21 protein-coding genes are annotated in these 20,529 nt (G+C 32.4%); 11 read left to right on the forward strand and 10 right to left on the reverse strand.

What is annotated here, in order from left to right; translation table 11 throughout:
- Nucleotides 1–47: 47 nt before the first annotated feature.
- A complete protein-coding gene (locus BK821_RS00585) occupies nucleotides 48–839 on the reverse strand; it encodes an inositol monophosphatase family protein (RefSeq protein ID WP_046835723.1) in 792 nt (263 codons plus the stop codon).
- Between the two features lie 463 nt (nucleotides 840–1,302).
- Between BK821_RS00585 and BK821_RS00590 the strand changes: the two genes are divergently transcribed.
- On the forward strand, nucleotides 1,303–1,995 hold the full coding sequence (locus tag BK821_RS00590; protein WP_046835724.1) for a helix-turn-helix transcriptional regulator: 693 nt from the start codon (nucleotides 1,303–1,305) through the stop codon (nucleotides 1,993–1,995).
- A 29-nt stretch (nucleotides 1,996–2,024) separates the two neighbouring features.
- On the opposite strand, the gene BK821_RS00595 is transcribed toward BK821_RS00590, so the two are convergent.
- A complete protein-coding gene (locus BK821_RS00595; protein ID WP_046835725.1) occupies nucleotides 2,025–2,753 on the reverse strand; it encodes a CPBP family intramembrane glutamic endopeptidase in 729 nt (242 codons plus the stop codon).
- A 172-nt stretch (nucleotides 2,754–2,925) separates the two neighbouring features.
- Here BK821_RS00595 and BK821_RS00600 point away from each other — a divergent pair, with 172 nt between their 5' ends.
- The 5 genes from BK821_RS00600 to BK821_RS00620 all read left to right on the forward strand — a co-directional run bounded on the left by BK821_RS00600 (nucleotide 2,926) and on the right by BK821_RS00620 (nucleotide 7,683).
- A complete protein-coding gene (locus BK821_RS00600; RefSeq protein WP_046835726.1) occupies nucleotides 2,926–3,255 on the forward strand; it encodes a hypothetical protein in 330 nt (109 codons plus the stop codon).
- 98 nt (nucleotides 3,256–3,353) lie between these two features.
- On the forward strand, nucleotides 3,354–4,409 hold the full coding sequence (locus BK821_RS00605; RefSeq protein ID WP_046835727.1) for a MupG family TIM beta-alpha barrel fold protein: 1,056 nt from the start codon (nucleotides 3,354–3,356) through the stop codon (nucleotides 4,407–4,409).
- The gene (gene murQ / locus BK821_RS00610) at nucleotides 4,409–5,296 is read left to right on the forward strand and encodes an N-acetylmuramic acid 6-phosphate etherase (RefSeq protein WP_046835728.1); all 888 of its coding nucleotides are present in this window, start codon (nucleotides 4,409–4,411) and stop codon (nucleotides 5,294–5,296) included. Before BK821_RS00605 ends, murQ begins: the two co-directional genes overlap by 1 nt.
- Before the next feature lie 69 nt (nucleotides 5,297–5,365).
- Entirely contained in the window at nucleotides 5,366–6,805 is a 1,440-nt protein-coding gene (locus BK821_RS00615; RefSeq protein ID WP_071330968.1) for a PTS transporter subunit EIIC, read from the forward strand.
- Between the two features lie 2 nt (nucleotides 6,806–6,807).
- Entirely contained in the window at nucleotides 6,808–7,683 is an 876-nt protein-coding gene (locus tag BK821_RS00620) for a MurR/RpiR family transcriptional regulator (RefSeq protein WP_046835730.1), read from the forward strand.
- Between the two features lie 146 nt (nucleotides 7,684–7,829).
- On the opposite strand, the gene BK821_RS00625 is transcribed toward BK821_RS00620, so the two are convergent.
- Nucleotides 7,830–9,263: an alkaline phosphatase gene (locus tag BK821_RS00625; RefSeq protein WP_071330969.1), complete on the reverse strand. Its 1,434-nt coding sequence runs from the start codon at nucleotides 9,261–9,263 to the stop codon at nucleotides 7,830–7,832.
- Nucleotides 9,264–9,565: 302 nt separating this feature from the next.
- Complete coding sequence (locus tag BK821_RS00630; RefSeq protein WP_071330970.1) at nucleotides 9,566–10,954, reverse strand: amino acid permease; 1,389 nt, start codon at nucleotides 10,952–10,954, stop codon at nucleotides 9,566–9,568.
- A gap of 313 nt (nucleotides 10,955–11,267) precedes the next feature.
- Here BK821_RS00630 and BK821_RS00635 point away from each other — a divergent pair, with 313 nt between their 5' ends.
- The 3 genes from BK821_RS00635 to BK821_RS00645 all read left to right on the forward strand — a co-directional run bounded on the left by BK821_RS00635 (nucleotide 11,268) and on the right by BK821_RS00645 (nucleotide 12,714).
- Entirely contained in the window at nucleotides 11,268–12,098 is an 831-nt protein-coding gene (locus BK821_RS00635; RefSeq protein ID WP_071330971.1) for a formate/nitrite transporter family protein, read from the forward strand.
- A gap of 71 nt (nucleotides 12,099–12,169) precedes the next feature.
- A complete protein-coding gene (locus tag BK821_RS00640) occupies nucleotides 12,170–12,532 on the forward strand; it encodes a hypothetical protein (protein WP_046835734.1) in 363 nt (120 codons plus the stop codon).
- Nucleotides 12,529–12,714, forward strand: a complete 186-nt coding sequence (locus BK821_RS00645) for a hypothetical protein (RefSeq protein ID WP_046835735.1) — start codon at nucleotides 12,529–12,531, stop codon at nucleotides 12,712–12,714. The genes BK821_RS00640 and BK821_RS00645 overlap by 4 nt, the downstream gene beginning before the upstream one ends.
- 63 nt (nucleotides 12,715–12,777) lie before the next feature.
- Here BK821_RS00645 and BK821_RS13565 read toward each other — a convergent pair whose 3' ends face one another.
- From BK821_RS13565 to BK821_RS00660, 3 genes are all read right to left on the reverse strand, one after another.
- Nucleotides 12,778–12,969, reverse strand: coding sequence for a hypothetical protein (locus tag BK821_RS13565; RefSeq protein ID WP_046835736.1), 192 nt, complete (start codon nucleotides 12,967–12,969; stop codon nucleotides 12,778–12,780).
- Between the two features lie 11 nt (nucleotides 12,970–12,980).
- Complete coding sequence (locus BK821_RS00655) at nucleotides 12,981–13,619, reverse strand: HAD family hydrolase (RefSeq protein WP_046835737.1); 639 nt, start codon at nucleotides 13,617–13,619, stop codon at nucleotides 12,981–12,983.
- Between the two features lie 242 nt (nucleotides 13,620–13,861).
- On the reverse strand, nucleotides 13,862–14,776 hold the full coding sequence (locus tag BK821_RS00660) for a bile acid:sodium symporter family protein (protein ID WP_071330972.1): 915 nt from the start codon (nucleotides 14,774–14,776) through the stop codon (nucleotides 13,862–13,864).
- Between the two features lie 268 nt (nucleotides 14,777–15,044).
- Here BK821_RS00660 and BK821_RS00665 point away from each other — a divergent pair, with 268 nt between their 5' ends.
- Complete coding sequence (locus BK821_RS00665) at nucleotides 15,045–15,575, forward strand: hypothetical protein (protein ID WP_046835739.1); 531 nt, start codon at nucleotides 15,045–15,047, stop codon at nucleotides 15,573–15,575.
- A 102-nt stretch (nucleotides 15,576–15,677) separates the two neighbouring features.
- Here the strand turns inward: BK821_RS00665 and BK821_RS00670 are convergent, their stop codons facing one another.
- Nucleotides 15,678–17,267 (reverse strand): alpha-glucoside-specific PTS transporter subunit IIBC, encoded by a 1,590-nt coding sequence (locus tag BK821_RS00670; RefSeq protein WP_046835740.1) that lies wholly within the window; start codon nucleotides 17,265–17,267, stop codon nucleotides 15,678–15,680.
- A 233-nt stretch (nucleotides 17,268–17,500) separates the two neighbouring features.
- On the opposite strand from BK821_RS00670, the gene BK821_RS00675 reads away from it, so the two are divergent.
- Nucleotides 17,501–18,262: a MurR/RpiR family transcriptional regulator gene (locus BK821_RS00675; protein ID WP_046835741.1), complete on the forward strand. Its 762-nt coding sequence runs from the start codon at nucleotides 17,501–17,503 to the stop codon at nucleotides 18,260–18,262.
- 132 nt (nucleotides 18,263–18,394) lie between these two features.
- On the opposite strand, the gene BK821_RS00680 is transcribed toward BK821_RS00675, so the two are convergent.
- Together BK821_RS00680 and BK821_RS00685 are read right to left on the reverse strand one after the other, a co-directional pair.
- A complete protein-coding gene (locus tag BK821_RS00680; RefSeq protein ID WP_046835742.1) occupies nucleotides 18,395–18,901 on the reverse strand; it encodes an SRPBCC family protein in 507 nt (168 codons plus the stop codon).
- Between the two features lie 287 nt (nucleotides 18,902–19,188).
- Nucleotides 19,189–20,481 carry a Na+/H+ antiporter NhaC family protein gene (locus BK821_RS00685; protein WP_046835743.1) on the reverse strand — a complete coding sequence of 431 codons (1,293 nt, stop codon included), beginning with the start codon at nucleotides 20,479–20,481 and terminating at the stop codon, nucleotides 19,189–19,191.
- Nucleotides 20,482–20,529 lie beyond the last annotated feature (48 nt).

Raw genomic sequence — 20,529 nt, forward strand, 5'->3', positions numbered from 1 at the left:
TTGAGACCTATAGTCCACCTCAACTTGAATAACTTTGTTATGCCCCTTTATTTTTCATAACCTTGTCCAGAATTTAATATTTGTAAAATTTGTTCATGACATGCACGATTACTAATTATAAAATTGCCGCCTTTGGAAAAATCAACTGGTTGGTTATTTAAAGAAGTCATCTTCAGTCCTAATTCACGTGCAAATAAGAATTGCGCTGCTATATCCCAAGGTTTTGGGTTTGTATTTATATGCGCTCCAAATTGTCCATTAATTACTCGAATAGAGTCTAGACCACATGAACCAATGAAACGATAGCTAAATGATGCATCATGCAAGTCATGCATCGTTTCATCATTCATTACTAAAGAATTAAATGAAATGATCGCATCTTTTAATTCAATATTTTCTGGTTGTTTTAATGGTTCTCCATTTACATATGCACCAAATCCTTTTACAGCTTTATAAAGCTTACTATGAGGATAATCATATATGTACGACAATACCGGTTCTCCATCAACAAAATATCCTAATATAATACAATAATCTTCTTGCTGCTTAACTAAATTTGTCGTCCCATCAATTGGATCCATAACCCACACATGGCCTTTTTTGGCATGTACTTCATCGTTCGATTTTTCTTCAGCTAGCAATTGATGTTCTGGAAAATGCTTATTTAAAAATAATTCGAATTTATCTTGAATTGATTTATCCACGTTAGTCACTAAATCAAATCTATTTTGTTTCGTGCCTGTAACCATATCTTGTATGAGTTGTGGAATAATATCATCTAGTGTAGCGAGCCACTCTCTGACAGCATCATCGATAAAAGTTAATTGTTCTTTCTCCATTTCTACACCTCTTTTTAATAATTAAATGTAAGCATTGCTATCAATAGCTTACTATGTATAATTTGTTATATCTTATCATAATATTATTAGTGAAATATATGATAAACATAATTAGATTCAAGAAAATTTAGCCTTATTATTCAACGTCTCACTTTTATGACATAAAAAATAAAACCGACTAGATACTCTAGCCGGTTCAATAGAAAGGAAAGTAAGTAATAAATATTGAAGATGTTTGCTTTAGTAACTCGTACGAATAGGTGTAATCAAAACTATATGTAATAGCCTACCCCTTTGTCATCTATTCGATACCCCCTTGTTACTAACTACATATTATCACAACTTTCCAATTAATGTAAGCGTTTTCTCTAAAGTTTTTTAAAAAAGTTTTATAAATGTCGTCATTGTCACTTTTATGATATAATAAATGTAATATGTAATCATTTGGGAGGTGACTTTCTTAGTGAATAAACGCGAGCGACAAAATAAACTTGTTCAAGCTATTCAAGAGAATAGACAAATTACAGCATCAGAATTGGCAACAAAGTTAAATGTATCGAAAAGAACAATATTAAGAGATATTCAAGATTTAGAAGACCAAGGTGTAAAAATTCTAGCAAAGCATGGAAAACTTGGGGGCTATCAGCTACAGGAAACACCAAATAGTTATGAAATTGAATTAACTGAGAACCAACTATCCGCTTTATTCTTAGTCCTTAACGAAAGTCAATCTATCTCAACGCTTCCTTATAAAGAGGAAATCAATGCAATTATAAAAAAATGTTTAAACTTACCTTATACTAAAATGCGACGTACGCTCAAAAAGTTAGATCGCTATATTAAATTTGATGATCAACAATATACAAATTTACCGGCAATTTTCTCTAATGTTCTTATTTATTGTACCGAAAGGAACGTAATGGCAATGGAGTATGATAATCATAGCCGTGTCATTACAGAAAATGTTATATTCATTGGCTTATTATGTGAAGGTGGCTTGTGGAAAGCAGTCGTTTTTGAAATTGGTCTTGGTAAAACTAATGAAATTCCAATTGTAGATATACAAGATATTTCTTATTCTTTTGAGAAAACGATTAAAACACAAGATATTACTATAAATAATTACCAACAATTTTTAAACCCAACTGAGCCATAACCAATCAGTTGGGTTTTTATATTATATGTTTAATTTAGTGTGTAAATTGTTAATATAAAAGAAATCAAATTATTTAACATATGTAAACTTAAACTTGAAATCAATTTTCTTCCTGATTTTAAATACGCATACACTAATCCTATCGCTAAAATAAAGTAACTTCCAAATTCTAAAGGTGACTCAGCACCAGTCACATGCATCAGTGAGAATAATATCGCTGAAATGACTCCCATCACTTTAAAATTAAATTTCTTCCCTAACTCACCAATAAGTAAGTGTCTAAAGACTATTTCTTCTACAAATGCTGCTGCCACCACCACAAGTAAGAAAGTAAATGGTAAAAATTTGGGATTTTGAAATAAAATATTTAATTCTCTTTCATTTTGAGTTTCATCAAATCCTAAATCTCCAGGTAAATATTGAACACCTATATTATATCCATATGAGCAAATAAACATAGTAATAAATATCATTAATAAAAAGAATACATGACGCTTTAAATAATAGGCATTCGCTTTAAATCGCGGTTCAAAATCATGCCAATGTAGAAAATAAAAACAAAATATAGTGACAACATATGCTAACAATTGGGCAAGTGAACTTAATAGCATGTCACTGCTTTCACTTCGTTCTTCTAAATAAAAAGTACCATAGACTATACTAACATTAGATAATATAAACATAGTCACTATAAATATCACAATTAGAGAAAAATCTTTCCACACAATATCTTTAAATTGAAACTTTTCTTGTTTCATTTTATGTCTACCTCTTTCAACTTTATAATCTTTCAATTTTCATTTTAGCTAAAGTTACTATTTTGGCATTAATTATTTTTAATATGTCAAAAAATAATTAGCCACAGTATACCACTTTTATTACATCATAATAAATTAAAGCCCCAGTAAACCTTGAAGAAAGGAAGTCTATATGTATAATCAAACATTTCACCAATTAGAACAACGTATTTCTAAGTTACTCAACCTTATAGAAATCTATAAATATAGCATAGTTACAAATAATAAAAAGAAAGAACAATATAAAAAAGATATACATGATTTTATTGATAAAGAATATGTCACTATGAAGCAAGATTCACTCCTGCATCACTCATTGATCCATTATAATTATTTCCAATTCATCACTGATCAAAAGACCCAACCTATCGATGAACTTACCGTTGGTCATACAGTCAAGTATATAAACAGCGTTCAACAGCGATTATATCGAATCCATCAATTACTATCATTATTTTTGTAACAATATTTCAAATAAAAAGATATTATAACCGAAAATTGTAATACTATTTCATTTATCGTATAATGAAAGCGATTACTTATATGTGAGGAGTGTTTTAAATGCATGGATTTTCTATTTATCTAAGTCATCCTATAGACAAGTCGTATATAGACAGCATGATTGATTTAGGTTATACAACTATTTTTACATCAGTACAAATTCCAGAAGAAGATGATGACACGAAATATCGCTATTTAATTGAGCTACTAGATTATTTATCAACAAAACAAGTTACGTATATGATTGATATTAACCCTTCGTTACTCAACCATTCTTTTTACCAATTTTTACAACAATATGAGCAAGCTCATTTTATTATCCGTATTGATCATAGCACCTCTATTGATATTGTCACCGAAATCATCAACCACGGTTTTCATTGTTGCCTCAACGCTAGTATTGTCTCAGAACTTTTACTACAACAGCTTTCCTATCAATTAGAAGATTTCTCTCATCTATGCTATTGCCATAATTATTATCCGCGTCCAGACACTGGTTTAGAATCACAATTTGTAAAAGCACAAAATGAAATGATTCTTAAATATAATGCACATGCAAATATTTATGGGTTTATCGCTGGCTCAACACTACGTGGTCCAATATATAAAGGTTTACCAACGATTGAAGCTACTAGATACAAACACCCCATTGAGAGTGCTCAGATATTAAGAGATCATTTCGTTGCACATATTATGATAGGAGATACACAGCTCCATCTAGAATATGCTAAACGACTTATGGATTTCTTACGACACAGACATTTCTCACTAACGATTGAAGTTTTAGATCAACAAGCGCAATATATTTTAGAAAAAACACATACTGTACGTCCAGATAACCCAGGCAAAGTCATCAGATCACAAGAAGCTCGACACTACTGTACAACAGAAATCCAACCCTTCTTAACGAATGAGCGATACTACGGTGCAATTACTATAGATAATATACGAAATGGTCGCTATCAAGGCGAATTACAACTTATAAAAGAACATTTACCATCACATGAACACATCAATATAGTAGGAAAAGTCTTGGCAGAAGACGAATCATTGTTGCATTGTATGCGGCCAAACGACAAGTTTAATTTTATAAATAAATCTACGGAGTTGAGATAATGAATCATTTAATTACAGAATCTAGAAATGAAAATACGATGCAACTAGATGAAATGACTATTCTTCAAGCATTAGAAACTATGAATAATGAAGATCAAAAGGTCCCACAGCAAATAAAACAAGTCCTCCCTGAGTTAACTAGAGTAATCGAAATCACCACACATCAATTTAAAAATGGTGGACGTATCATCTATATGGGGGCAGGTACAAGCGGTAGATTAGGGGTACTTGATGCTGCAGAGTGTGTGCCAACTTTCAATACAACATCGAATGATTTTATCGGTTTGATCGCAGGAGGACAACGTGCTATGACTGTTGCAGTTGAAGGTGCTGAAGATAGTCAGACACTTGCTGAAGCAGACTTATCACATATCCATCTCACAGATAAAGATGTCGTCATAGGGTTAGCAGCAAGCGGCAGTACACCTTACGTTAAAGCAGGATTAACATATGCAAATGAGCTAGGCGCACATACCGTTGCTATATCCTGCAATGTAGGCAGTGAAATAGGTCAGATTGCACAAATACCTATAGAGGTTAATGTCGGTCCTGAAGTCTTAACTGGTTCGACTAGACTTAAATCTGGTACAGCACAAAAACTTATACTTAATATGATTTCAACAATTACTATGGTAGGCGCAGGTAAAGTATATGGCAATCTCATGGTTGATGTAAAAGCGTCGAATGACAAGTTAATTGATCGATCTATAAGAATCGTTCAAGACATTTGCGATATGTCTTATGAAGCAGCTCAAGAACTCTATACTGATGCAGACAAAAACATCAAAACGGCTGTCGTTATGTATTTATGTGATATTTCAAAAATACAAGCTGAAACAAAGTTACGTCAAAATGACTATATTATTAAACAGGCCATTAAAGATTAGTACTCAATAACTCATTCGATTTAAACATTAAAATGATGAAGCTTTGCTATATAAGGAGGTAAACAAATTATGACCAAAGAACAAGTATTAGCAGAACGTATTATAGATGCTGTCGGGGGCATGAATAATATAGATAATGTTATTAATTGTATGACACGTGTAAGAATTAAAATCATAGATGAAACTAAAATTGACTACGACACATTAAAAGCAATTGACGGTGTCATGGGCGTAGTCAAGGATGAACGCATACAAATAGTAGTTGGGCCTGGCACAGTAAATAAAGTAGCCGACCATATCTCACAACTAAGCGGTGTAAAATTAGGTGAAACTATCCCTCACGACACTAAAAATTATAAAGCTGAAGCACAAGCTAAAGCACAAGAAAATAAGACTGCATTTCAAAGTAATCAAAAAAGAGGCAAGTTTAATAAATTATTAAAAACAATAGCCAATATCTTCATCCCCTTAATTCCCGCTTTCATTGGGGCTGGGTTAATCGGTGGTATCGCCGCTGTCTTGAGTAACTTATTAGCTGCTGGTCAGATTTCTGGAGATTGGGTCACACAACTTGTAACCGTATTCAATGTTATTAAAGATGGAATGTTAGCTTATTTAGCAATATTCACTGGAATTAACGCAGCTAAAGAATTTGGAGCCACACCAGGACTAGGTGGTGTCATTGGAGGTACAACACTATTAACAGGCTTAACAGATAAAAATATGATTACTAACATATTTACAGGTGAGCCACTTCAACCAGGACAAGGCGGCATTATAGGTGTTATTTTCGCAGTATGGCTCCTAAGCATTGTAGAGAAAAGATTGCATAAAATCGTCCCAAATGCCATAGATATTATTGTTACTCCAACTGTCACTTTATTTATTATTGGCTTATTAACAATATTTATCTTTATGCCATTAGCGGGCTTTGTATCTGATGGTCTCGTATCAGTAATCAACGCTATTATTAGTATTGGCGGCATTTTCAGTGGTTTTATTATTGGTGCCTTTTTCTTACCATTAGTCATGTTAGGACTGCACCATATTTTTACACCTATTCATATTGAAATGATTAATCAAACAGGTGCAACCTATTTATTACCTATTGCAGCTATGGCAGGTGCTGGACAAGTAGGTGCTGCATTGGCATTATGGATAAGATGCAAAAGAAATACTACATTGAGAAACACTTTAAAAGGTGCTTTACCAGTTGGTTTCTTAGGTATAGGTGAACCATTAATATATGGTGTCACATTGCCACTTGGTAAACCATTCTTTACAGCTTGTATTGGTGGTGGCATCGGTGGTGCTGTTATTGGCGGCATTGGCCATATTGGGTCAACTGCTATAGGACCTAGTGGTATTTCTTTACTTCCACTTATTTCAGACCATATGTATATAGGGTATATTGCAGGGCTACTTTCAGCATATATAGGCGGCTTCATTTTCACATATTTCTTTGGTACTACTAAATCCATGAGAGAAACAGATAGTTTAGGTGGCTAATAATGACCAATATACTTTATAAAATTAATAAACAATATGATCAATTAACTAAAAGCGAAAGAAAAATTGCTGATTTTATTTTAGCTTCACCTCATGAAATCATAAATATGTCAGTTCAAGACTTATCTGAAACAATCAATACCAGTACCGCCTCTATAGTTAGGTTTAGTAAAAAAATTACCGAAAAAGGATTTCAAGAACTAAAACTTTCTATATCTCGTTACTTACCTGAAGATACCAAGCAACTTAATCACTTTGAGCTAGCTGATAACGAAAGTGTAGCTACACTCAAATCAAATATGTTAGCGCGTGTGACAGACACCATGAATTGCGCATCCGTACAAATCAATGATCATGATATAGATGCTATTTGCAAAACAATTAAACATGCCCGCACAGTATTTCTATTTGGTTATGGTGCATCCATGATAATTGTTACTGATCTTTTCCAAAAATTTTCACGCATCGGTATCAATGTACGTTTACTGCAAGAGACCCACTTATTAATGTCAACATTAGCTTCACATGATGCACATGATTGTATCATCTTTGTAACTAATAAAGGTATTCATAGTGAAATGCTATCGATGGCTACAATCGCATCTAATAATCATGTAAATATCATCACCATCTCTAGTAATGATAATAACCCTCTCGCTAAAATTGCTGATTACACTTTAATCTATGGAGAAACAGATGAGAATGAATTGCGCATGGCTGCAACAACTTCCCTTTTCGCGCAATTATTCACAGTAGATATACTTTACTATCGTTATATTGCATTAAATTATCAAAATTCACTCAATTTGATTACACAATCTAAACTAGCTTTAGATGAGTATCATAGGTACTTAACTACTATCCAATCCAAACATTGACACCGTAATACATTTAAATAATCATCTGGCTTACAGGATAAGAGAAGATAGATACTTATTCATATTTACAATAAAAAGAGACAAGCAGCTAGGGTTTGCACTGCTTGTCTCTATCTATAAATAGATTAATATTCAATATAGTCTAATTACTGTTGCACATCATTTTTGAAAAAATCAAATATATTTTTAGCACTGTCTGTATTATCAATATTGCCTTCAAACTTATCACTGCCTGGTCCATACGCATATGTGTTTACATCTTCACCCGTATGACCATTCGTAGTCCAACCTGTATGTGATGCGTCATTAATTGGTTTTTGAACTGCATCTTGTAATTTTTGTAACTGATCTTCATACTTCTTATCTGCTTCATCCAATTTTTTCAGCTTTTTAGCTTCATTGCTTATTTTTTGGATTTGATTAGCAGATACTTCAAAACCATAACCTTCTTTAATAACTTTTTCAGGATCTTTACCATCTGCAATGGCTTTTGTCATATATGAACCTGAATGTTTCATTTCTCGTATAGCTTTAGGGTTCCATAAATAGTCTTTACCTTTAGCAATTGTCATACCACCTGTTGAATGATCGGCAGTAGCGACAACTAATGTATCTGGATTTTGTTTTGCGTAATCCATAGCGTAATCAAATGATTTCTCAAAACCTGCCATTTCTGACATAACTCCAGTAACATCATTTGGATGGCCCGATTTATCAATAGACGCACCTTCTACCATTAAAAAGAAACCTTTATCATTTTGTTGCAAACGTTTAACTGCACTATCAGTCATATCTACAAGTTTTGGATTTTTATCAGGTGCATCTACTTGTAAAGGCATATCGTTATCCGCGAATAAACCTAATACTTTTTTATTTGTTGAATTTTGTAAATCTGTTTTATTATCTACTACATCATAACCATCTGCCTTGAATTTATCAGCAATATTTCCATTTTTTTCACCAAAATATTCAGCACCTCCACCAAGTAAAACATCTACTTTGTGTTCACCGTTAATTTTGTCATTATAAAATTGCTTTGCAATTGCTTCCTTTTTATCACGGCTGTCTAGGTGTGAAGCATAAGCAGCTGGCGTCGCATCAGTAAGTTCAGCAGTTGAAACTAGCCCTGTAGATTTACCATTCTCTTTTGCTTGTTCTAAAACAGTTTTAACACTCTGTTTGTTTTCATCTACACCAATAGCACCATTATATGTTTTATGTCCAGAACTAAAAGCAGTTGCCCCAGCTGCTGAATCAGTTACATTCTCTTTAGGATCATTAGGATTTGTACGCTGTGTACCTGTTAAATGCTTATCAAATGCTGTTTTTTCCATTTCTTTTGTTTCTGGTTTATCAGCAAAATAGCGATAAGCAGAATTGTACGAAGGTCCCATACCATCTCCAACTAAGAAAATAACATTTTTAGGATTTTTAGTATTTCCCATATATGATACATCCTCTTTATTTGTCGGCGCTTGTCCTCCACTTGAAGCATATGTAGTTGGTGTATTTCCCAATGCACTACCAACAAAAATTGCACTAGCTATAGAAACAGTTGCTAACTTATTATGAAATTTCATAAATTAATAACTCCTTTAATATGTATTATCTTACCTTTACATTTAGTGTACTGAAAGTTTTTTGAGTGATCATTTTTATTTTGTTAAGTTTATGTAAAATAAATATTATTTGAATTTGAAAATGCTAATTATAATTTCGAAATATTACACTCTAAAGGAAGATAATTAAACTAAATTCCATACCTTCTCAAAAAAATAGTTACACATCGATTGTTTTACTATCGACATGTAACTATGTATTTATATTTATATTTAAAATGATTAATGTTCTATAATATCAAACTGCTCAGCTATGCTTAAATTTAAATTTGTTCATCTTTACTTAACTTATGATATCCCTTAATGAAATAGAACACAGTCATAAATGCTAGGAAGATAATACCTATAACAATAGATACTACTGTTTCTTTATTAAACAACATTCCGATTAATACCATAATAAAGAATGCCATTGTTATATAATTAGTAAATGCACCGCCAGGCATCTTAAATGGATGACCTTTAACCTTTTCAGGGTATTGCTTTCTAAATCTCAAGTGACTAATTAAAATCATGAACCAAGGTACCATACCCGGTAAAATAGAAGCACTATATACATAAACAAAGATACTATCTGCACCTTTAATAAATAAAGGTAAGATGACATTTAATAAAGCACCCACTAAAATGCCAAGTGAAATTGCGCTCACAGTCCATACTGGAACACCATTTTTCATTACTTTCGTAAAGAATTTAGGCATTTGTCCATTTTTAGCTAATGTAAGTGTCATACGACTAGCACTGAATATACCTGAATTACATCCGGACATAGCAGCAGTCAATACAACAAAGTTAATTAAACCAGCTGCAAAAGTGATACCAACTTTAGAGAATGTAGCAACAAATGGGCTACCTATATTGCCTAATTCGTCCCAAGGATAAACTGTTACAATAACAAATATTGCGCCTAGATAGAAGATTAATATACGCCAAATTACGCCATTAACCGCGCTTTTAATATTCTTTTGTGGGTCTTTTGTTTCACCGGCTGTAATACCGATTAATTCAACACCTTGATAAGATCCGATAACGATTGAAAGGGCAAAGAAGAATCCAAGCCAACCATTAGGCATAAAGCCACCATGTGACCATAAGTTTGAAATACCAATAGCTTCTCCACCGTTACCTAAACCAAAGAATATAAGTCCAAAGCCAGCAACAATCATTAATACAATCGTCACTACTTTTATCATTGCAAACCAGAATTCAAATTCACCAAACGCTTTTACTGATACAAGATTAGCACTTGCTAATAAAGCAACTACGATGACCCCAGGTATCCATTGTGGTAAATCTGGGAACCAATAGTTCATATATTCACCGACCGCAATAACTTCACTCATCCCTACGACAATCCACTGGAATATATTGCTCCATGCAGTTAGATAGCCTGCCACAGGATGTATGTAATCACTAGCAAAGTTAGCAAAAGAGCCTGATGTTGGATCTAAATACACCATTTCTCCCATTGCTCTCATAACTAAAAATAAAAACATACCTGCAATCAAATATGCAAATATTACAGAAGGACCCGTCCACTTTATAGTGCTTGTTGCACCCATAAATAGTCCTACCCCAATTGTTCCGCCAAGCGCAATCATACGCATTTGACGTGCACCTAATCCCCTTTGCAGTTCATTATTCTCTTTCATTATTCAAACCCCATCTCTTTCAAATATAAGTATAAAAAATCACTTATCATGTCGCTATTATACTATAAATTCTAAAAATTAAAACAATTATCTTTAAAAATGTAAGCCCTTACATTTCCCGCTATCTATTGTAGGCGATTTTACAATAAAAAGCAAAGTATATTAGAAGATTCTTTTATTATCTCGCCGTTTTCAAAATATAGTTATGCTACCCAATACCTTTATATCAATATAATGTGTATTTATTGTGAAAATAATCACAATAAATACTTTCCATTGTATAATTAATCTGTAGAAAGTGAGGCGAAATAAATTGAACGAAAAAAATATTAAATGGGATAAAATATTTTATGGTAAGGTCTGGGTTACCCATGTAGTTGAAACAATTAGAACGAAAGATATACTTCAGAGTTTCTATTTCAAGCGCTACCTGTTGCGCGCTATTATGGCTGGCTTTATATTGGGGACAATAACGATATTTGTATTGTTGCTAAAAGCATCACTCAATCATGATATACCTCCTAGTGTTGTTAATATCATAGCTTCCGTAGCATTTAGTTTTGCTTTAGTTTTAATACTATTTACTAACTCTGAATTATTAACTAGTAATTTTATGTATTTTACAGTTGGTCTGTATTACCGTGTAATAAAGCCTTTACGTGTATTAAATATTTTTGCTTTATGTTTTATAGGTAATGCACTTGGCGGTCTTATATTTTTCTTATTATTAAGATGTTCAGATGTCATGTCTCCTGAAATGTTTAATCAATTAGAATCAACTATTATACATAAAACATTAACAGCAAGTTTTATCTCAATCATTACAAAAGGTATCTTTGCTAATTTTTTTATAAATATTTCTCTAGTTATCGCTATGCAAATAGAAGATATTTTAGCTAAGATGTTTGTCATGATGTTTGGAGTTTCAATATTTGCTTTTATGGGTTATGAGCATGTTGTATATAATTCCGTATTATTTGCTGGTGGCGTTGTCTATCAAAGTCATGTTCTATCATTTATACCTGCTGCAACAAATTTGATTGCCGCTGCAATAGGTAACTATATTGGCGGTGGACTTATCATTGGTTTATTCTATGCTTATTTAAATGACCATCATCAATTTGATACGAACCACAAATCGTAATTTCTAAAACTCTATATTATATCCTTAATATGTTATAATTTTGTTTAGATTTGATCACAAAGGAGTTCGCTATGAATAAACACTTAATCAAACGAACGATTACCATTTCAATTGTATTTGGTGTGTTATTTTTCTTATTAAATTATTTTAGTAGCTCACACCATAATGCAGTTGGTCAATTAATTTTAAAATCTTTACTTGCTATGATCGTCTTAGGCATTTTATATTATGTTTTATTTTCTATAGTCAATTCTCCAGAACGCAAATATAAATTTGGTATCACTATCCCTATTGCCCTATTAGTTGCAATTATTATCTGCTCGATAGTAGCCACTATCAAAATAGGTATTATTGTTGGTTTACTCATCGGTGTGATTGCAGGATATATGTGGGAATTTATAGAGAAAAATAAAAATGGTGGTGATCACAGATGAGTATAATTCTAGGTATTATTATCATTATTTTATTGGTTGTCAGCTTAATTCCCAACTTTAAAGCAGTTAAAAATTCTAAAGCAAACGGCGAAAAGAATCCTCGTTTTGCTATTATGGTTGGTATCGATGCGATACTCCTTGTATTAGTGGTAGTCACACTACTTTTTCAATTTTTAAATTAAACAACATCCTTATTGCTTCTTTAATAAAGAAGCAATAAGGATGTTTTATTTGTCTATTCCCTTTTAAAATCGGTCTTGTAACACTAAGTAATATAAAACAACAGCACACAATAAATAAATTACTGTTCCAACCATAAATGACCTAAATTGTATGGTGAATGGTATTTTTTTATTAAATATAGGTCCCAAGACTAAATTACTGAGCGCCAAAACTACAGGGCCAGCTAAAAAAAATAAAATTAAGTATCCATTCATGTATCTAACTCCTATTTTTTCTCAAAATAACTCGCAATCATTTCATTTACTGTTAAATCTCTACCTGAATATGCAACTTTACTAAAATCTTGTTGCTCCGTCATTTCATTAGTATTAACAATAACATCTAACCCTGCAGTAACAGCTGCTGTGGCTCCATTCACTGAATCTTCTATCGCTAAACAATTACCCGGAGCGTAGTTAAGTTGTTGTACTGCAGTTAAATATAACTCCGGATCAGGTTTCACAGATTCAACATCTTCTCTAGCCACGATAATCTCAATATATGCATCTAGTCCTAAGTTCTTAAAAGTTGGTAGAATATCTTTTCTATAACTACTTGTAGCTACCGCCATAGGTATATGACGTTTCTTACAATAATCCATCAACTGTTTAACATCTGCAATAATAGGTAGGTCAACGCTAGTAAGATTATGTTCTTCATAAATTTTTTGCTTGTTATCTATACCTAGTTGATTTTCTAAATAGTTATGTAATTCTGTTGCAGCACCACCAATAGATTGTCGATAATAATCTAGCGAAATTTCTGTTAAACCATTTTGCTTTAAATGTTTATTAATAATTTGAAATAAGTGCTTTTCTGTATCAATAATAGTGCCATCAAAATCAAATATTACTGCTCTATACATAATGATTCTCCCTTTTCAATTTATCGTTTGAGTTTAAACAAATTATAAATGCTTATATATCAATCACATTTAAGCATCTATTTATCTTGCCTATTCAAAATGAATTTACTAAAAGCTTATCATAATATGACTGATAATTATGTATTCCCACCTTATTTTTAGTTCTTACTTCATAAAAAAACTCACTCAATTAGAGTGAGCTAACTTATAACGATGTTTCTTACACAAAGTAATAAATACAATTATTTTTTGTGCCAGTATTTTGCTAATATAGGTCCAGTTATATTATGTACCAAACTAAAGACTGCCCCAGGTACTGCCGCCAATGGGCTAAAATGCACAGTAGCTAACGAAACCGCTAAACCAGAGTTTTGCATACCTACTTCAATTGAGACAGCTTTTTTATCCGCTCTTTCAAGTTTAAATATTTTTGCTAATGTATAGCCTAATGTATAACCTATAATATTGTGTAATATGACTACTGCAAAAATTAATAAGCCTGTTTGTAAAATTTGTGATTTACTGCCCCCTACAACTGAAGCCAATATTAATGAAATTGCTATAACAGATACGATAGGTAAAGCAGTCGCTGATTTTTCAGCAAATTTCTTAAACACTTTCTGTAAAATAAACCCTATAATGATTGGGATAAGTATGACTTGAATAACTGACCAAAACATACTCATAAACGAAACTTGCAACCATTGATGTGCAAATAAGTAAATAAGCGCTGGCGTTAATATTGGGGCTAACAATGTAGAAACACTTGTAATAGCCACAGATAATGCGACATTTGCATTCGCTAAATAACTCATCACATTACTCGATGTACCACCTGGGCAACAACCTACTAAGATTACTCCAATGGCAACTTCTGGTGGTAAATGGAATAACTTAGCAATTAAATATGCTGTAACTGGCATAATTGTATATTGTAATATCACACCAATGCCAACTGCTTTAGGTGATTGAAATACGATTTTAAAATCTTTAGGATCAATTGTTAAACCCATACCAAGCATAACAATACCTAATAAATATGGAACCCATCCACTCAACGTAGCGAGTTGATTTGGGAAAAAGAATCCAATTATCGCTGCGATTAACATCCATACCAAGAATGTGTTTGTTGCAAATCTACTTACTTTGGATAACATCTTTAAACACTTCCTCTATGTATTAATAAAGAAAAATGTATCACATTTTATACAAGTTAACAATATAATTTTCTAAATATTCAAAATCTTTTCGACCGAGGCAAACACTGCATTGTCGTATAATTTCAACTTCGTTCTAAAGACCTAGTGCTAAGGTTAAAAAAGAATGGTACAATTTAATAGAAATTAAAACAGGTAAAATTTAAGTACAAAAGAATATTATGCATAATATCCTAAATGTGACTTTATATAGAGGTGGAGGTATAATATGTTTTTAGATAGAACAGAAACATTTGTATTAAATATAGGCGGACTCAACCAACGCGCCACACGGAAACAATTAACTAAACTATGTAATCAAATTAATTTTTGTGATACATTCAAATTTACAATTTTCAAAGAAAAAAACTTGTATGCTTTAAAGATTAATTTACCAAAGCAGCAACTACCATATATAATTAGTTTCCTTAGCTTCCATAACTATACGATTTATCAAATTTTAGAAAATCATCATATTGAAGAATTATTAGATCCAACCCATTTACTATCATCATCCAAACGTTTTGAACTATCCATTGATGGATTACGTGATGCTTTTATTAAAGATAAAATGATAGATATTATGAATTTAATCAACAATACAGAACAAGTCATGTATACCTTCAACAGAGATAAGATTAATGTCTCATGTTCGCCCTCAACATTTGCTAAACTAATCTATCAAATTGCTACACACAACATAGATATACACGGTGCAATTTATCAACCGCGTTTAATCACTAAAGCTAGAATTTCTTAGAATTTATATATCATTTTAATAAAAAGCACAAACTCTCAGTAGTTTCTTTACTGTAGTCTGTGCTTTTTTAAGTTTATTTAAGTCAATAACGTCTAATGTTGACTAATTTTCTTCATTTCCAACAAGATGTTCAAACGCTTCTCTAACTTGAGGTACAGACATACCAACAATGACTTGGACATTTTTTCCACTTTTAACTAATCCATGGGCCATTTGATTATGGATAAAGTAATCATTATGTTCTACTTGTTCCATATCATTGACTGTCAATCTTAAGCGTGTTGCACAATTAGTGACATCTTTGATATTATCTTTGCCACCTAATCCTTCTAAATAATATATCGCTTTATCTTCAAACTCATTGCCAGCAGTTCCTTGCGGTGACTGGTCAGATTTTTTTCCTTTATAGTCTTGCTTACTATAAAGCTTAACACCTTCTTCGTCTTTTTTACGCCCTGGAAGTGGTATATTAAATTTTAAAATTAAGAAACGGAACACAACGAAATATATACCTGTAAATGCGAGACCTATAATCAGTTGTATTACATAAGTTAACCAATGATTCTGTGCAAGGGGGATCCAATTTGTTGCAAAGAAATCGATCAACCCACCACCAAAATTACCTACAAGCCCAAATCCATACATCAATGTATCCATTGTCGCTGAAAGTATTGCGTGTAGTACGAATAAATATGGAGCAATAAATAAAAACGTGAATTCTAAAGGCTCAGTAATACCTACCACTACAGCAGTTAATGTTGCAGGTATAAGTAATGCCGCAATTTTCTTTCTATTTTCTGTAGGCGTCGTCGAATACATTGCTAGTGCAATACCTATTGCCCCAAAGACTTTACCATTACCTTGTAACATAAAACCATATGGAAATTGCTCTTTTAATGGTTTTGTACTCTTCGCAAAATCATTAACATGTTCAAACCATTCAGCTTTTAAGCCTTGATTTACAACAACTGGACCTACTTCAATAGGCGCATAAATAAAGTGATGTAGTCCTGTTGGAATAAGTACTCTTTCTAAAAAATGGAATAGCCACACACCAATATAACCCGAACCAATAATAAAGCCTTGTAATGATGAAATACCATCTTGAATTGTAGGCCATACAATGCAAGTGATAACCGCTAATGGTAACATGATAAAAAATGAAATTGTGACAACAAATGTTAATCCTTGGAAAACGCCTAACATTTCTGGTAATTTTTTACTGTAAAATCTATTATGTACCCATGTCACAATACTAGAAATAACAATGCCACCTAAAATATTTGTGTCTAACGTTTCAATACCTGCAATAGCCTTAAGACCAGTAACATTTTCAACACCTTTTTCTAAGTTAGCGCCAAACGTGTGTGGCCATTGTGTAAGTATTGCATTGATAAATGTATTGAACATTAAATATCCCATTAAAGCTGCAAGTGCCGCATGGCCTGGCGCTTTTTTCGCTAATGACAGTGGCAGCCCTACGACAAATACCATTTCCATATGATCAAATATTGTCCAACCGCCCGCTTCGATTACGGACCAAATCTTAAACCACGTGGTTCCGTCATTGGCGATACTTCCCATTATTGAAGGGTTTTTAAATAAAGTAGCAAACCCTAATACAATACCAAAGAATGCAAACATAAGTACTGGTACAATCATTGCACTACCAAATCTCTTAATTGTGTTCATAGAACTACCCCCATTTATGACAAATTGAGTCACTTACATTGTAAATGAATGATACAGCTACAATATTTCAAAAATAATATTTAACGCTGCAATCAATGCTTTTAATTCTTATTTTAATCATAAAGGTAACGCTTACATTTAAACAATAGTTTGACACCATTCCGAATAATTTTGTATAATCAGATTATATTTTCAATATGTGAAAATATTTTCAGGAAGCGCGAGGTGATCTAATGTTTTTAGACAGTCGTATTAATAATAATTTTAATAAATTAAACGAAAATGACTTACATATTGCTCATTTTATCAACACACATATAAAGGCTTGTAAGACAATGAAAATACAAGACTTGGCTGAGCATACGCATGCTTCCAATGCTACAATTCATCGTTTCACACGCAAATTAGGCTTTGATGGATATAGTGATTTTAAATCTTATTTAAAATTCGAAGCTGAGCAATCTCACCAACTTCCTTCTGATTCTATTGAAGGATTTAAACAAGAAATTGAAAATACATTTTCATATTTAGATCGTATCGACTTTGAACTGGTCACTAATAAAATTAATCAATCAGAAACCATTTATCTATATGGTACAGGTTTGGCACAAATGAATGTCGCGCAAGAAGCACAAAGAATCTTCCTCACCATACATAAAAACATTATCGTATTACATGATATACATGAATTTAAAATGATTTTAAATAAAGCAACATCTAAAGACATCTTTTTCATCATTTCACTGTCAGGAGAATCCCATCAACTGTCAGATATTACGAATTTATTGCAACTACGCCAAAATTACTTTATTTCAGTGACTACTTTAAAAGATAATATGCTTGCTCAACGAGCGAATTATAATATTTATGTTTCTAGCAATACATTTTATTTAGAGGATGGGACGGACTATTCTAGTTTTATAAGCTATCATATATTTTTTGAAACCCTACTTCGTAAGTTTAATGAACGTAAAGAAAACGGGGAGATCATTTAAAACTACCTCATAGCTTTATTTGCTATGTTTAAATAAAAAAGGCTTATCGCATCCACTAAAAGTATGCAATAAGCCTTTTATGTATCACAATTAATCTTCAGCGCCATATACAGTTATATTTCAAACTGGGTATTATAGTCCCGCTTCGAACTCTTCTAACGTAAGTTGTAACTTATCAAACATAGTTTCAAAGCCATGAGCCGTAGAATCATGATATTCTTTTTTCTTTTGTTTATATTCTAAAGTTGTATATCGTCTTTCTCTTGGTACTAAAGCAATATAATTAAAAATCATTTGTGTAATACCTGGTTCTCTTTCAAATATTTCCACTTCAATCGTATCTTCCGAATCACTTAATTCTGGCATACCAATTGTCATGACAATATATTCATACGGTGTTAATGTAATAAAAGCACCTTTTATCACATTTTGTTTTCCGTTACGAGCATCAATAATTTCATAACTGCCATTTTGCTCTGTATTCACTTGTATAGATTTATTCGTTCTTGCAGTTGTCATAAACCATTGCTTAAGAAATCGTTGATCTGTCCATGCTTGATACAATAATTCAGGTTCGACTTTAAATAATCGCTCAAGTCTTATTTCAACGTTTTCATTTTCTACATTATATTTAGCCACGCTTGTTCACCTACTTTCACTCTTAAGTCTATTCTAACTTATTACACGAGACTTCTAAACTATAATCATGATATTTACAAAATGTTCATTGTATTTATACTAAAACAGGCGATTTACATATTTTGTTTTCTAGAAAAGTGAATGAACTTATTAAAAACAATGCTATTTTATATCTATATATTACACTATAATCACTCTAATTTTTAAAAATTAAGCTTATATATAAAGTAGGAAGGCATGTTTAACAAAATTTTGTTTAGAGAGGCCTTCCCACAATGCATTCATATTTATTTTTTATCTAATCTAGGCAATCCAAATACTATTGCAATTAATCCACACACACCTAAAATCATTGGATAAATAGAATATGGGACTAACTCAAACGGTGATATAGACGCAACGCCCGCAGCCGCTATAAGTTGAGGGCTATAAGGTAATAATCCTTGGAAACAGCTTGCAAACATATCTAAAATACTTGCCGACTTTCTCGGGTCTACATCATACGCTTCTGATATATTTTTAGCTAAAGGTCCTGCCATCAATATTGAAATCGTATTATTGGCTGTTGCTATGTCAGCAGTACTTACTAACCCTGCAATACCTAACTCTGCGCCACGTTTAGATTTAACTCTTCTACGAACGAAATTGAGCAGCCATGTGATACCACCGTTATGCTGAATCAGAGCTACAAGGCCACCAATAAGTAATGCTATAATAGCAATGTCCTCCATACCAATGATACCTTTAGAAATAGAGGTTAATAACCCTGACCATCCAAATGATCCATCAATTAAACCAATTACTGATGATAATACAATACCGCCAATCAGAACAATAATTACGTTGATTCCAATGATTGCTAATATCAATACTAATAAATAAGGTACAACTTTAATAAAATTGTAGCCGTAGTCTTTAGTTGCATCGATGTGAGCACCTTTTGTTAAGAACCATAAAACAATAATCGTAAAGATTGCCCCTGGTAATACAATTTTAATGTTCACTTTAAATTTGTCACCCATCTTAGTTTTTTGGGTACGCACGGCTGCAATCGTTGTGTCGGAAATCATTGATAAGTTATCACCAAACATTGCTCCACCAACAACTGTTGCCATTGTGATTGCTGCTGAAACATCTGTCGCTTGACTTAATCCAAATCCTACAGGAGCAATAGCAGCAACTGTACCTACAGAAGTACCCATCGAAACAGAAACAAACATACATATGATAAATAATCCTACGATAATTAGGTTTTCAGGTATTAATGATAAACCTAAATTAACAGTCGATTTCACGCCTCCCATGTCCTCTGTAGTTTGTGAAAAAGCACCTGCTAATAAGAAGATAAGCATCATCAATATAATATTAGAGTGCCCAGCGCCTTTCGTGAAAACCTCTACTTTTTGAGCGAATGTTTCTTTACGATTTAATACTAAACCTACAATTGATGCTACTATAATAGCAACATTTAACGGCATTGTTGAAAAGTCTCCTGTGCCAATGCCAACACCTAAAAACAAACCTACAAATACAATTAAGGGAATTAATGCCCATACATTGCCTTTCTTTGTTTCCTCCATACCTAACCAACTTTCTCCAAGGATAATATCACAATACTTTCATCGCAC

It is taken from the genome of Staphylococcus sp. LCT-H4, from assembly GCF_001866145.1.
Classification (GTDB): Bacteria; Bacillota; Bacilli; order Staphylococcales; family Staphylococcaceae; genus Staphylococcus; species Staphylococcus succinus.

What these genes read in the sequence shown, in the direction of transcription:
- murQ (WP_046835728.1), top strand. Translation starts at nt 4,409, where the DNA reads ATGAATCATTTAATTACAGAATCTAGAAATGAAAATACGATGCAACTA.
- BK821_RS00615 (WP_071330968.1), top strand. Translation starts at nt 5,366, where the DNA reads ATGACCAAAGAACAAGTATTAGCAGAACGTATTATAGATGCTGTCGGG.
- BK821_RS00585 (WP_046835723.1), bottom strand. Translation starts at nt 839, where the DNA reads ATGGAGAAAGAACAATTAACTTTTATCGATGATGCTGTCAGAGAGTGG.
- BK821_RS00625 (WP_071330969.1), bottom strand. Translation starts at nt 9,263, where the DNA reads ATGAAATTTCATAATAAGTTAGCAACTGTTTCTATAGCTAGTGCAATT.
- BK821_RS13565 (WP_046835736.1), bottom strand. Translation starts at nt 12,969, where the DNA reads ATGAATGGATACTTAATTTTATTTTTTTTAGCTGGCCCTGTAGTTTTG.
- BK821_RS00670 (WP_046835740.1), bottom strand. Translation starts at nt 17,267, where the DNA reads ATGAACACAATTAAGAGATTTGGTAGTGCAATGATTGTACCAGTACTT.
- BK821_RS00685 (WP_046835743.1), bottom strand. Translation starts at nt 20,481, where the DNA reads ATGGAGGAAACAAAGAAAGGCAATGTATGGGCATTAATTCCCTTAATT.
- BK821_RS00600 (WP_046835726.1), top strand. Translation starts at nt 2,926, where the DNA reads ATGTATAATCAAACATTTCACCAATTAGAACAACGTATTTCTAAGTTA.
- BK821_RS00630 (WP_071330970.1), bottom strand. Translation starts at nt 10,954, where the DNA reads ATGAAAGAGAATAATGAACTGCAAAGGGGATTAGGTGCACGTCAAATG.
- BK821_RS00620 (WP_046835730.1), top strand. Translation starts at nt 6,808, where the DNA reads ATGACCAATATACTTTATAAAATTAATAAACAATATGATCAATTAACT.
- BK821_RS00640 (WP_046835734.1), top strand. Translation starts at nt 12,170, where the DNA reads ATGAATAAACACTTAATCAAACGAACGATTACCATTTCAATTGTATTT.
- BK821_RS00675 (WP_046835741.1), top strand. Translation starts at nt 17,501, where the DNA reads ATGTTTTTAGACAGTCGTATTAATAATAATTTTAATAAATTAAACGAA.
- BK821_RS00655 (WP_046835737.1), bottom strand. Translation starts at nt 13,619, where the DNA reads ATGTATAGAGCAGTAATATTTGATTTTGATGGCACTATTATTGATACA.
- BK821_RS00605 (WP_046835727.1), top strand. Translation starts at nt 3,354, where the DNA reads ATGCATGGATTTTCTATTTATCTAAGTCATCCTATAGACAAGTCGTAT.
- BK821_RS00660 (WP_071330972.1), bottom strand. Translation starts at nt 14,776, where the DNA reads ATGTTATCCAAAGTAAGTAGATTTGCAACAAACACATTCTTGGTATGG.
- BK821_RS00645 (WP_046835735.1), top strand. Translation starts at nt 12,529, where the DNA reads ATGAGTATAATTCTAGGTATTATTATCATTATTTTATTGGTTGTCAGC.
- BK821_RS00595 (WP_046835725.1), bottom strand. Translation starts at nt 2,753, where the DNA reads ATGAAACAAGAAAAGTTTCAATTTAAAGATATTGTGTGGAAAGATTTT.
- BK821_RS00665 (WP_046835739.1), top strand. Translation starts at nt 15,045, where the DNA reads ATGTTTTTAGATAGAACAGAAACATTTGTATTAAATATAGGCGGACTC.